This is a genomic window from Mesorhizobium maamorense, from assembly GCF_044998965.1.
Classification (GTDB): domain Bacteria; phylum Pseudomonadota; class Alphaproteobacteria; order Rhizobiales; family Rhizobiaceae; genus Mesorhizobium.
This window is the reverse complement of the sequence record NZ_CP173356.1, coordinates 2,489,329-2,501,727: the sequence shown is the minus strand read 5'-3', so window position 1 is coordinate 2,501,727 and position 12,399 is coordinate 2,489,329. Positions and strand designations below refer to the sequence as shown.

Here is a 12,399-nt window from a genome sequence, read left to right as displayed (position 1 = left end):
TCCAGTTGGTGCAGAGTTTGTGCGGGTTAGTGCGATGCAACTCAGTGTTTTGAAGGCAAACAGTCGCAATTTGGCGCGGGGCTGCGCTGTTCTCATGATCGCGGGTGCCGCGGCTGGGTGCAGCTCGCAAGTGTCGCGGTTCAACGGCGTCGACGACGTCTTCACCTCCTCGACAAACAATCAGCGCGCCATCATCAACAAGCAGGATGCCGTGCAGCAGCCCTATCCGGGGGATGTCGCGGCCGCGCCGCTCGATGGCAGCCACACGCAGTCGGTCAGCCGCTCCAGCCTCGAGCCGGTGTCGACGCGGCCGCTGCCGCCACCGGTCGCCCAGGCGCAGCCCGCTCCCGCGCTGGCACCCGCCGCCAATCCGGTGCGTGTTGCATCGGCGCCCGCTCTGGTGCGCCCGGCACCGCATGTCGACCGGACGGCGACCGGCACGGTTGCTCCCGCGGCCAAGCCCTTCAAGGATGCCCAGCCCGACGCCAAGGCAGCCGGCACGGCGCATGCCACCGAAATCGTCGTCAGGGACGGTGAAACGATCTCCGGGCTGGCGCAGCACTACAAGGTGCCGGCCGACGTGATCATGAAGGTCAACGGGCTGAGCGCGACCAAGGGGCTGAAGACCGGCCAGAAGATCATCATTCCGGCCTACGCCTATTCCAGCAAGGCCGAGCCCAGGGTTGCCGACGCCAAGCCAGCCAACGGCAAGCGCGACTTGCCGGCCACCGCGCCGGAAAAGGTCGCCGTGCTGCCGCAGCAGCCGAAGCTCAAGGAGGGCAAGTCAGCCGCGCAGGTCGATGCTTCGGCCGCGGCGAACAAGCCCAAGGACAACAAGCCCGCGCCGCAAATTGCCGCCGCCGCGCCCAAGGCCGGCGCCGGTACCTATACGGTGCAGTCGGGCGATACGCTTTCCTCGATCGCCAGAAAGACTGGCGTCGGGGTTGTCGCCATCAAGCAGGCGAACGGCATGCAGGACGGCTTGCTGAAGATCGGCCAGACGCTGAAGGTGCCGGCCGGCGGAACGGCCACGGTGGCCGCCGCAAAGCCTGCGGCGGTAGACCCGGTGACGACAGCCACGACGCAGCCGACGGCCAAGACGACGCCGTCGCAAACGCTGGCTTCCTACACGCCGCCGAAGAAAGACGCCAAGGTCATCCAGCAGGCCGAGGATGACGACGCTGTGGCGCCGGACGCCACCGGCATAGGCAAGATGCGCTGGCCGGTGCGCGGCCGCGTCATTTCCGGCTTCGGTTCCGGCAAGGACGGCGTCGACATCGCCGTGCCGGCGGGCACGCCGGTCAAGGCGGCCGAGAACGGCGTCGTCATCTATGCTGGCGATGGCCTCAAGGAATTCGGCAATACGGTGCTGGTGCGGCACGAGAATGGCCTGGTCACCGTCTACGGTCACGCCAGCTCGATCGAGGTCCAGCGCGGCCAGAAGGTCAAGCGCGGCCAGGAGATCGCGCTGTCGGGTATGAGCGGCACGACGGACTCGCCGAAGCTGCACTTCGAAGTGCGCAAGAACTCGGCCCCGGTCGATCCCTCCGGCTATCTCGAATAGTCGGGGCTATTTCGAATAGAATAAAAAAAGCGATTTGCGGGCCGCCTGACCTCCAGTCCGGCCCGCCGGCTCAGCCCGCCCCGCAAGGAGCGGGCTTTTTCAGTTGGTCGCGGGATGCACGTCGCTATCTCAATGTATGTCGTCGTTCCAAAACCAGGGCCGCCGTCAGAAAAGCGGTTATCTGCATTTTAACTAATGTAGAGGAAAGTCATTCTCGACGCTCTGCAAGGAGAGTGGAATGATTGAATCTGTCGAAGAGGATGAACTGCCGTCCGCCAGCCCAACGCATCGCTGGCAATCGCATGTGCGAGCAACTGCTTTAATTGTTGCACCGGTCATTTCGATCGCAAGTGCCGTTCTGGCCGGTTATTTCTCCTATGCGGTAATCAATACCAAACCGCCCACAGACATGTCCAAGCTGGCCATTTCCATCCTGAAATCAGGTGATGCTTCACCAGAAATGCAGGCCTGGGCGACTGACGCACTAGGGATACAAACCGATATTCCGATGGTCCTGGGAAGCATAAAGCCTGTGCGGGAATGAACACGATATAGACAACCCGGCGTCCACGGACGGGGTCGGCCACGAAGTTTGTGACCGGCTCCTGCCCACCCGTTGTACCCCGCCTAGTCTCTCAACGGCTTGCCGAGCCGGCCAGCCAGGTCCTGCGTGAACTGCCAGGCGACGCGGCCCGAGCGGCTGCCGCGTGTCGTCGCCCATTCCAGCGCCTCGGCGCGCAACTGCCCGGGGTCGATGTCGAGGCCATGATGGCTGGCGTAGCCGTTGACCATTTCGAGATATTCGTCCTGCGAACATTTGTGGAAGCCGAGCCACAAGCCGAAGCGATCGGAGAGCGAAACCTTCTCCTCGACCGCCTCGGACGGATTGATGGCGGTGGAGCGCTCATTATCGATCATGTCTCGCGGCAGAAGATGGCGGCGGTTCGACGTGGCGTAGAAAATGACATTGGCCGGGCGGCCTTCGACGCCGCCTTCGAGTGCTGCCTTCAACGATTTGTAGGAGGTATCGTCATGGTCGAAGGAGAGGTCGTCGCAAAACAGGATGAAGCGGTAAGGCGCGGCCTTCAGCAGCGTCATCAGCTTCGGCAGCGTATCGATGTCCTCCCGATGGATCTCTATCAGCTTGAGCGGGCGGTCGAGTTTCGGCGAGGCGTTGATTGCGGCATGCGCGGCCTTGACCAGCGACGATTTGCCCATGCCGCGCGCGCCCCACAAAAGCACGTTGTTGGCGGCATAGCCGGAGGAGAAGCGTTCTGTGTTGTCGACGAGGATGTCGCGCACACGGTCGACGCCGCGGATCAGGCCGATGTCGACGCGGTTCACCTTGCGCACCGGCTCCAGGTAACCCGGATCCGCCTGCCAGACGAAGCAATCGGCTCCGCCAAGGTCGGTTTCGGGCACAGGCGGCGGGGCGAGGCGGCTGACCGCCTCGATCAGGCGGTCGAGTTTCTGGTTCAATGCGTCGATGCTGGTATCGGTCATCTCAGGTCTTTTGCTCTGGTTCCGCGAGGGAAGGTGTGGCCGGGTTCGATCCCGACGGTTTCGAAACTCGCTGCAACCGTTTGTTACAGCGCGATCTTTTGCGAAAACCCGCTCGCGCTTTTCGCGGTCATGCTCTAACACGGGCGAACAGGCCGGAAAAGCAGCCGATTTGCCCGGCCACGCAGTTGCATTGGCAACTTTACCGACTATATTCCGGCCAAATTTCGCGGGGCTGCCAAATCCACTGAACCGTTTGGCGGCTGTTTTCAAAATTCAGGAGTACCTCGATGTTCGTGACACCGGCATATGCCCAAGGCATTGGGGCTTCTCCCGACATGTTCATCAGCATTTTGCCGTTCGTCCTGATCTTCGTGATCATGTATTTTCTCATCATCCGGCCGCAGCGCACGCAGCTGAAGAAGCGCGGCGAGATGCTGGCGGCCGTGCGCCGCGGCGACACGGTCGTCACCGGCGGCGGCTTCGTCGGCAAGGTAACCAAGGTGATCGACGACCATGAGCTCGAGATCGACCTCGGTGGCGGCACGAAGGTGACGGCGTTGCGCTCGACGATCGCCGACGTGCGCGTCAAGGGTGAGCCGGTGGCGAACCAGAACGCCAAGAAATAACCAAATTCCAGGCGGAGCGATCCGCGGACGGGGCCCTGACAAGCGACGGCATATGTCTCATTTTTGGCGCCTGAAGATGATGCTGACGTGGCTTGCCGTAGCCACGATGACCGTCTTCGACGCGTCCAACCTTTTCGCCGCCAGTCCGCATGCCATGCGGCCCGAGCGGCCTGCCGACAGTCCGGCAGTCGTTCGAGCAGGGCAAGACGGTTCGCATCTCCTGCTCCATCTGGTGGTGGCGGATGTGATCGACGGCCGGCTGAAGATTGCGCGTGGCGATGTCCGGGCGCTTCTGATGGAGGCCAGGATCGGCTACACGGGGCTTGCTGTGTCGGGCAGGACCTTGCAGGTGCGCATCACGAATCCGGCTCAGCTTGAGGCGGCAAAGACAGCGCTCAAGACGGTAACGGATGTTGCCCCGGACAGCCGCGTTCAGGAAATGACGCTGGATTCCGGCAAAGCCGGCTTGCTCAAATTCACGCTGACGGATGCGGGTTTGAAGTATCAGACCTCTAACGCGATTTCTCAGTCGATTAAGGTCATCAAAAATCGTCTCCAAGATCTGCGTGTTGCCGGCACGGTGGCCCAACCAGCGGACCAAGACGGCATACTTGTTCAGACGTCAGACATCGCCGATCGGCAAACGCTGGAAAAAATTCTCACCCGGCCTGGTCGCCTGAGCTTCCATTTGGTTGACCTTTCGATGCCGGTGAACGATGCGATCAGCGGTTCCCCGCCTGTTGGCTCGCTGGTGGTGTATACGCAGGACGATCCGCCGGTTCCTTACCTGGTCGAGAATCGGGTCATCCTCTCGGATAAGGACGTGCTCGACGCCCGCCCAACTTACAGTGGGCAGCAAAATGACGAACCGGTTGTCGTGTTCCGGTTTGGCGCCAAAGGCGCGGCACGGTTCAAACAGGTTACAACGCAAAATGTGGGCAAGCCATTGGCTGTGATCCTGGATGACCACGTGATTTCAGCACCTGTCATTCGCGAGCCCATCGATGGTGGTTACGGTCAAGTCTCGGGCAATTTCACTGTCCGGGAAGCCAACACCATCGCCATGCTGTTGCGAACCGGCCCATTGCCGGCAAGATTGACAATCGCTGAAGAAGCACGATAGGGCCGGCCGTGCTCAGAATGAGAAACGGGCCCGCGAACCGAACTGATGGCGGAATGCTGCCGCTTGTACGCCTGAACGGATAAGAACTGATGCTTTATTTCTCGCGCTTCAAGATGATCCTGATCTGGCTGGCCGTGGCCGCCACAGTGGTCCTCGCCGCGCCCAATCTCATTCCCGCAAGCACGCTGGCGCAGCTTCCGAGCTGGGTGCCCAAGCGGCAGATGACGCTCGGCCTCGACCTGCAGGGCGGCTCGCACATCCTGCTCCAGATGGATCAGAACGATCTGGTCAAGGCGCAGCTGGAGACGACGCGTGACGAGATCAGGACGCTGCTGCGCGAGGCCAAGATCGGCTATACCGGCCTGGCGGGCACGGGCAGGACCGTACAGGTCCGCATACAGGACCCGAACCAGCTCGATGCGGCCAAGACGGCACTGAAGCCGCTGACCGATCCGGTCGCCGCAAGCCTGTTCACCGGCGGGTCCGTCCAGGAGATGGCGCTGGATGATTCCGAGCCCGGCCTGCTCAAATTCACCGTCACCGACGCCGGCATAAAATATCGCACGTCGGCTGCGTTGGCACAGTCGATCGAAGTCGTCGAACGCCGCGTCAACGAACTCGGCACCACCGAACCGATCGTGCAGCGGCAGGGCGACGACCGTATTCTGGTGCAGGTGCCCGGTTTGCAGGACCCGCAAAGGCTGAAGGAAATCATCGGCCAGACCGCCAAGCTGACCTTCCAGATGGTGGACCAGTCTATGCCGGTGCAGGATGCGCTGAAGGGCCGTCCGCCGGCCGGTTCATCGATCCTCTATTCGCAGGACGATCCGCCGGTTCCCTACCTGATCGAAAATCGCGTCATCGTTTCCGGCGAAGACCTCTCCAAAGCGACCGCAACCTACAACTCGCAGACCAACGAGCCGGTGGTTTCCTTCACCTTCAACTCGCGCGGCGCGACACGGTTCGGGCAGGCGACATCGCAGAATGTCGGCAAGCTGTTCGCCATCATCCTCGACAACCAGGTGATTTCGGCGCCGCAGATCCGCGAGCCGATCCTGGGCGGCAGCGGCCAGATCTCAGGCAATTTCACGGCCGAGAGCGCCAATGACCTCGCGGTCCTGCTGCGCGCAGGCGCGCTGCCGGCAAAGCTGACCGTGATCGAGGAGCGCACGGTGGGTCCGGGCCTCGGCCAGGATTCGATCCATGCCGGCAAGGTCGCCGGCATCATCGGCTCTATCCTTGTCGTCGCCTTCATGTTCGTCGCCTACGGCTTCCTCGGCTTCCTCGCCAACATCGCGCTGGCGGTGCACGTGGCGATGATCGTCGGACTGCTATCGCTGCTTGGCGCGACACTGACCTTGCCAGGCATTGCCGGTATCGTGCTGACCATCGGCATGGCCGTCGATTCCAACGTGCTGATTTATGAGCGCATCCGCGAGGAGCGGCGCGCCGGACGCTCGGTGATCCAGGCGATCGACACCGGCTTCTCGAAGGCGCTGGCGACGATCGTCGATTCCAACGTCACCTCGCTGATCGCGACCGTGGTGCTGTTCTATCTCGGAACGGGGCCGGTGAAGGGCTTTGCCATCACCTACGCCATCGGCATCCTGACCACGGTGTTCACCGCCTTCACCTTTACCCGGCTGCTGGTGTCCATCTGGCTGCGCCGCGCGCGCCCGAAGGAATTGCCGCGGGCGCCGGTAACCTTCATTCCGCCCGGCACGAAGATCCCGTTCATGGGCATCCGCCGCTGGACCTTCGCGCTGTCGAGCCTGCTGTCGGTCCTGTCGGTGGTGCTGTTCATGACCGTCGACATCAATTACGGCATCGATTTCAAGGGCGGATCGCTGATCGAGGTGAAGTCCAAGAGCGGCAATGCCGATCTTGCCGACATCAGAGCCAGGCTCTCGGAACTGAATATCGGCGAAGTGCAGGTGCAGCAGTTCGGCGAGCCGAATGACGTGCTGATCCGTGTCGGCACGCAGGACGGCGGCGAGAATGCCGAGCAGACCGTCATCGACAAGGTTCGTGGCGAGTTGCAGGACAATTACGATTTCCGCCGCGTCGAGGTGGTGGGACCGACCGTGTCAGGAGAACTGGCCAAGCAAGGCACGATCGCCATGCTGGTCGCGCTGGTGGGTATCCTGATCTATGTCTGGTTCCGCTTCGAATGGCAGTTCGCGGTCGGCGCCATCGTGGCGACGGTCCATGACGTGGTCATGACCATAGGCTTCTTCGTTATAACCGGGCTGGAGTTCAACCAATCGTCGCTGGCGGCGATCCTGACCATCATCGGCTACTCGCTGAACGACACGATCGTGGTCTATGACCGCGTTCGCGAGGATCTCAGGAAATACAAGAAGATGCCACTGCCGCAGCTCCTCAACAACGCCATCAACGAGACGCTGTCGCGAACGACGCTGACCTCGGTGACGACGATCCTGGCGCTCCTGGCACTGGTGCTGTTCGGCGGCGAGGTGATCCGCTCGTTCACGATGGCAATGCTGTTCGGCGTCATCTTCGGCACCTATTCGTCGATCTTCATCGCCGCGCCGCTGCTGATCCTATTCAAGCTGCGGCCGCAGGCCACGAGCTCGGACGAGGAAAAGCCGGTCGGCGGCGGCAAGGCGGTCGCGACCTGACGCGCGACCCGAAGGGCGGATCGGCAGGGATGGCCAAAGGCATCGTCATCCGCGAGGCGCATTTCCCCGGCCGCGCCCCTATCGAGGCGTATGGCAATGGCGGCTTCCGCTTCGCCGACATGTCGCATCGCGGTTCGCTTCTGTGCCTGCCGTCGGGTATCCATGGCTGGGAGCCGGCGGACCCATCTGCGCTGACGGTGGCGGATTTCGAACGGCTGCTGGCCCAGGCCGAGAAGATCGAAATCCTGCTGGTCGGCACCGGCAAGGATTTACGACCCTTGCCGGCGGGGCTTCGCGCCGCCTTGAAGACCGCGGGCATAGCCGCCGACCCGATGGCGACCGGTGCAGCGGTGCGGACATATAATGTCCTGCTCGCAGAGGATCGCGCGGTAGCCGCCGCGCTGATCGCCGTCGACTGACGTGGACCAAAAGGGCGAAATCGTCATGGGCGCCGTGCGTGCTGCCGACCATGACCGCTATCTCAGCGCGCTCTACGCGCCGACCGACAAGCGCGATGCGCTGTTTTCGCTCTACGCCTTCAACGCCGAAATCGCGGGCATTCGCGATCGCATCCGCGAGGCCTTGCCGGGCGAGGTGCGGTTGCAATGGTGGCGCGATGTCATCGCAGCCGAAGGGTCCGAGACGGGCCATCCGATCGCGGATGTGCTGAAGGCCACGATTTCCAGGTACGGCCTGCCGAAACAGGCATTCGAGAATATGCTCGAGGCCCGGATCTTCGACCTCTATGACGACCCGATGCCGTCGCGAACCGATCTCGAAGGCTATTGCGGCGAAACGGCAGCCGCGCTTATTCAACTGGCGGCAATGGTGCTGGATCCAGGAGTGGCGCCACGTTTCGCCGAACTGGCCGGTAGGGCCGGTTGCGCGCAGGCGATTACGGGGCTGTTGCTCCTGCTGCCGCTGCATCGCAGGCGCGGACAGTGTTTTGTTCCGGCCGATATCCTGGCCGCGGCGGGTTCGTCTCCGGAGGAATTCGTCACCGACGATGGTGGACCAGGTGCGCAGCGCGCCGTCGCCGCCATGATCGCGCTGGCGCGGGAGCATCTCTCGGCCTTCGAGAAAGGCGCATCGGATTTGCCGGCTTCGCTGCGCCCGGCCTTTCTGCCACTGGTCCTGTCACGAGCCTACCTGACGAAAATGGAACGCGGTCCGCCGCTCAACGGCACGGTGCGACTCTCGACCATGCGCCGCCACTGGCTCATGCTGCGTCGCGCCATGGTGGGCTGGCCAGCAGTTTGACGTAAACGTCAATTGTGTTAAGGGATCGCTCAACCGGGAACTGTTGCCAAGACAACAGGCCGGCTGGAGGAGATGCCTGTCCATGAGCCTGGTCGTGATCGTCGTATTTGGCATCGCGCTGTCGGTCGCCGCCGTTCATTTCTCCGGCGGCAGCCGCAAGGCCAGGCTGGCCGATGCGGAGCAGGCGCGAGAGCGTTTTGCCGAGGATTTTCCGGATGAACCGGCGGCCGCCATCCACCTCACATCCGATGGCCGAACCGCGTTCCTGGAACTCGGGCGAGGGCGCCTTGGCATCGTCCATGCCATCGGAGATCGTTTCCTGACGCGTATCGTCACGCCGCGCGATGTATTGGCGCGGAGTGACGATGGTGCCGGGACGATTGCGCTGCGCCTTGCCGATTTCACCTGGAAAGGCGGTCACTTCACCTTCGCTAACGCTGCCGACGCGCACGCTGTGCTAAGAGTTCTTCAGCCGCAGCATCCTAGTTCGACCAAGGAGGCCGCGTGATGGGCGATTACAATTTCCCGCAGGTTACCCAGCTCGCCATCCCGTTCTTCGTTGCCGCCATCCTGATCGAGCTGTGGCTGGTGCGCACCGGCCGGGCCAAGGGCTCGTTCGAGACGCGCGACACGCTGACCAGCCTGATGATGGGCACCGGCAATGTCGTCGCCGGGCTGCTGCTCGGCGTCGTCTCCTACTGGGCGCTGCTGTGGCTCTGGCAGTTCCGTTTCTTCAACCTCGGCTTGTCGATCTGGGTGTTCCTGGCGGCCTTCCTGCTCGATGATTTGCGCTACTACATCCACCACCGCATCGCGCATCGGGTGCGCTGGGTGTGGGCCGAGCACGTCAACCACCATTCCAGCCAGCACTACAATCTGTCGACGGCACTCAGGCAGAGCTGGACGGGCCTGTTCACCTTCATGTTCGTGCTGCAGGCGCCGCTGGTGCTGCTCGGCTTCCATCCGGCGGTGATTGCCTTCACCTTCGGCTTCAACCTTATCTGGCAGTTCTGGATCCACACCGAGACGATCGGCAAGATGTGGGGCTGGTTCGAATTCGTCTTCAACACGCCCTCGCACCACCGCGTCCACCACGCCACCAATCCGCGCTACCTTGACGCCAACTACGCCGGCACGTTGATCATCTGGGACCGCATGTTCGGCACCTTCGTCGAGGAGTTGGAAGAGGACCGCCCGCGCTACGGCATCGTGAAAAATCTTGGCACCTTCAATCCGCTGAAAGTGGCTTTCCACGAATGGATCGGCATGTTCAGGGATGCCTTCGCACCTGATCTGACCCTGAGCGACCGCCTGAACTACCTGATCAAGCCGCCCGGCTGGAGCCATGACGGCTCGCGCGAAACCTCCGAGAGCCTGAAAGCAGCCTATGTCAGGCGAAATCCGGGTGAGGCCGGGAAGCCCGGGCTGCGACCGGCGCGTGCCGAGCCGGCCGAGTAGTTATTTCGTGGGCCAATCTAGGAAGGGCCCGATCCGCCATCTCGCATCAATGTCTCGTAGTCGCGGCCGCCGTAAAAGATGTTGACGATGCGAATGATGTCGCTCTCGATTAGATTGGCTATGACGGCGGAGTGCTCGAACGGAACGGTTCGCAGTCCCGGCACGATGTCGTCGCGCAGGCGACCGCCACGAGGTGCGTTGCCGATGTTTTGACAACGGTCTTCAATTCGAAGCACGAATCTCAGCGCCGCGTTGGGGCTTCCGCCCGACTCAACTATGTATCTGAAAATGTTGGTAAGATCGTCTCTGGCACTTTCGCGATACTCGACCTCAAGCCGCCGAATCATCAATGCGGCTCGAATATTGCTCAGCGAATTTCTTAAGCTGCTCGCGAACCTCTTTTCCGGAAAGGTTCGGCCTCGTGTCGTCAATCGAAGATTTTACCCGCGCCCGGATCGAAGCCATGCGCTCGGCATGCTCTTCCTCTTCGCGCTGGAAAGCGCGGAGCGCAGCGCGAATGACTTCGCTCGCCGAACCGAAGGAACCGTCCTCGACTTTTTCGCGGATCATGCGCGCCATGGCGGGCGTGACGGTGACGGACAGTTTCTCGGCTGGTTCCATGCAATGATCCCGTGATCGAGCGAGTAGGATACTATCCTACTTTCCGCGGCAGGCCAATCGGGAAGGCTATTCCGCCGCTTGAGCTTGCGCCGGCAGCCCCAGCCATTGCCGGCAATCACCCAGCGCACGCGACGTGACCGCGTGCCTTTTGGCGACCGTCTTGTCCTTGCCGCGCAGGCGCTTGCCTTCGATCTTCACCGCCTCGACAGGCGGGAACAGGCCGAAATTGACGTTCATCGGCTGGAAAGAGCGCTTTCCCGGCTCGTCGTCTGAAACAATGTGTCCGCCGGTGATGTGGTTGAGCAGCGCTCCGAACGCCGTGGTGGGTGGCGGCAGCGACGGCGCGTGGCCGAGCCGCTCGGCAGCGGCGAAGCGGCCGGCGAGCAGGCCGATGGCGGCGCTTTCAACATAGCCTTCGCAACCGGTGATCTGGCCGGCGAAACGCAGGCCCGGGCGCGACTTCAGCTGCAGCGAGGCGTCGAGCAAGGTCGGCGAGTTGATGTAGGTGTTGCGATGCAGGCCGCCGAGGCGGGCGAATTCGGCGTTCTCCAGACCAGGAATCGTGCGGAAAATGCGCACCTGCTCGGCATGCTTCAATTTGGTCTGAAAGCCGACCATGTTGTAGAGTGTGCCCAGCGCATTGTCCTGCCGCAGTTGCACGACGGCGTAGGCCTTGACGGTTGGATTGTGCGCATTGGTCAGGCCCATCGGCTTCATCGGCCCGTAGCGCAGCGTCTCGACGCCACGCTCGGCCATGATCTCGATCGGCAGGCAGCCGTCGAAATAGGGCGTGCCTTCCCATTGCTTGAATTCTGTTTTCTGGCCCTCCACCAGTGCCTGCACGAAGGCAAGATACTGGTCCTTGTCCAAGGGACAGTTGATGTAGTCCTTGCCGGTGCCGCCGGGCCCGACCTTGTCGTAGCGGGACTGGAACCAGCAGGTGTCCATGCCGATCGTGTCGAAATGGATGATCGGCGCGATCGCATCGAAGAAGGCGAGCGCATCGGCGCCCGTCGCTTCGGCAATCGACTGTGCGAGCGAGGGTGCGGTCAGCGGGCCGGTGGCGATGATGGCCTGATCCCATTGGACCGGCGGCAAGCCGGGTACTTCCTCGCGCTGGATGGAGATCAGCGGATGGGCCTCGATCCTGGCCGTCACCGCGTCGGAAAATCCGTCGCGGTCCACGGCCAGCGCCCCGCCGGCCGGCACCTGGTTGGCGTCGCCGGCGCTCATGATCAGCGAGCCGGCCAGCCGCATTTCGGCATGCAAAAGACCGACGGCGTTGTTCTCGGCGTCGTCGGAGCGGAAGGAATTGGAGCAGACGAGTTCGGCCAGACCGTCGGTCTTGTGCGCCTCGGTACCGCGAACGGGCCGCATTTCGTGCAGCACGACGGGAACGCCGGCCTGGGCAACCTGCCATGCGGATTCGGATCCGGCGAGGCCACCGCCGATGATGTGGATGGGGTTTTTGCTCATGAGCGCCGGAATAATCGCTTGGCGGGACGATTGCAATTGCCGCGCCTGGAACATGGCCGCGGCCGCGAAGGTTGCCCTGAAAACAACAACACCCGCCGGGGGAGGAGGTCCGGCGGGTGTCGTTTT

At 62.5% G+C, this 12,399-nt stretch carries 13 protein-coding genes; 9 read left to right on the top strand and 4 right to left on the bottom strand.

Going from position 1 to position 12,399, the window contains the following annotated elements:
- The first annotated feature begins 34 nt into the window (after positions 1-34).
- Positions 35-1,564, top strand: coding sequence for a peptidoglycan DD-metalloendopeptidase family protein (locus ACIU1A_RS12840; RefSeq protein WP_404927437.1), 1,530 nt, complete (start codon positions 35-37; stop codon positions 1,562-1,564).
- Positions 1,565-1,802: 238 nt separating this feature from the next.
- Entirely contained in the window at positions 1,803-2,108 is a 306-nt protein-coding gene (locus ACIU1A_RS12835; RefSeq protein WP_140495771.1) for a hypothetical protein, read from the top strand.
- Positions 2,109-2,191: 83 nt separating this feature from the next.
- On the opposite strand, the gene ACIU1A_RS12830 is transcribed toward ACIU1A_RS12835, so the two are convergent.
- Positions 2,192-3,067, bottom strand: a complete 876-nt coding sequence (locus tag ACIU1A_RS12830) for an ATP-binding protein (protein ID WP_404927436.1) — start codon at positions 3,065-3,067, stop codon at positions 2,192-2,194.
- A 287-nt stretch (positions 3,068-3,354) separates the two neighbouring features.
- On the opposite strand from ACIU1A_RS12830, the gene yajC reads away from it, so the two are divergent.
- The 7 genes from yajC to ACIU1A_RS12795 all read left to right on the top strand — a co-directional run bounded on the left by yajC (position 3,355) and on the right by ACIU1A_RS12795 (position 10,176).
- On the top strand, positions 3,355-3,693 hold the full coding sequence (gene yajC / locus ACIU1A_RS12825; RefSeq protein ID WP_140495773.1) for a preprotein translocase subunit YajC: 339 nt from the start codon (positions 3,355-3,357) through the stop codon (positions 3,691-3,693).
- A 52-nt stretch (positions 3,694-3,745) separates the two neighbouring features.
- Positions 3,746-4,816: a SecDF P1 head subdomain-containing protein gene (locus ACIU1A_RS12820; protein WP_140623387.1), complete on the top strand. Its 1,071-nt coding sequence runs from the start codon at positions 3,746-3,748 to the stop codon at positions 4,814-4,816.
- An 89-nt stretch (positions 4,817-4,905) separates the two neighbouring features.
- Positions 4,906-7,458, top strand: coding sequence for a protein translocase subunit SecDF (gene secDF / locus ACIU1A_RS12815; protein WP_140495775.1), 2,553 nt, complete (start codon positions 4,906-4,908; stop codon positions 7,456-7,458).
- A 29-nt stretch (positions 7,459-7,487) separates the two neighbouring features.
- On the top strand, positions 7,488-7,877 hold the full coding sequence (locus tag ACIU1A_RS12810) for an Mth938-like domain-containing protein (RefSeq protein WP_140495776.1): 390 nt from the start codon (positions 7,488-7,490) through the stop codon (positions 7,875-7,877).
- A gap of 25 nt (positions 7,878-7,902) precedes the next feature.
- Entirely contained in the window at positions 7,903-8,718 is an 816-nt protein-coding gene (locus ACIU1A_RS12805; protein ID WP_404927435.1) for a phytoene/squalene synthase family protein, read from the top strand.
- A gap of 82 nt (positions 8,719-8,800) precedes the next feature.
- On the top strand, positions 8,801-9,226 hold the full coding sequence (locus ACIU1A_RS12800; protein WP_404927434.1) for a hypothetical protein: 426 nt from the start codon (positions 8,801-8,803) through the stop codon (positions 9,224-9,226).
- Positions 9,226-10,176: a sterol desaturase family protein gene (locus ACIU1A_RS12795; protein ID WP_404927433.1), complete on the top strand. Its 951-nt coding sequence runs from the start codon at positions 9,226-9,228 to the stop codon at positions 10,174-10,176. Before ACIU1A_RS12800 ends, ACIU1A_RS12795 begins: the two co-directional genes overlap by 1 nt.
- Before the next feature lie 17 nt (positions 10,177-10,193).
- Here ACIU1A_RS12795 and ACIU1A_RS12790 read toward each other — a convergent pair whose 3' ends face one another.
- The 3 genes from ACIU1A_RS12790 to trmFO form a co-directional block, all read right to left on the bottom strand.
- Positions 10,194-10,523 (bottom strand): type II toxin-antitoxin system RelE/ParE family toxin, encoded by a 330-nt coding sequence (locus tag ACIU1A_RS12790; protein WP_404927432.1) that lies wholly within the window; start codon positions 10,521-10,523, stop codon positions 10,194-10,196.
- Positions 10,507-10,797 (bottom strand): type II toxin-antitoxin system ParD family antitoxin, encoded by a 291-nt coding sequence (locus tag ACIU1A_RS12785; RefSeq protein ID WP_404927431.1) that lies wholly within the window; start codon positions 10,795-10,797, stop codon positions 10,507-10,509. The genes ACIU1A_RS12790 and ACIU1A_RS12785 overlap by 17 nt, the downstream gene beginning before the upstream one ends.
- A 66-nt stretch (positions 10,798-10,863) precedes the next feature.
- On the bottom strand, positions 10,864-12,273 hold the full coding sequence (trmFO, locus tag ACIU1A_RS12780; RefSeq protein WP_404927430.1) for a methylenetetrahydrofolate--tRNA-(uracil(54)-C(5))-methyltransferase (FADH(2)-oxidizing) TrmFO: 1,410 nt from the start codon (positions 12,271-12,273) through the stop codon (positions 10,864-10,866).
- Positions 12,274-12,399 lie beyond the last annotated feature (126 nt).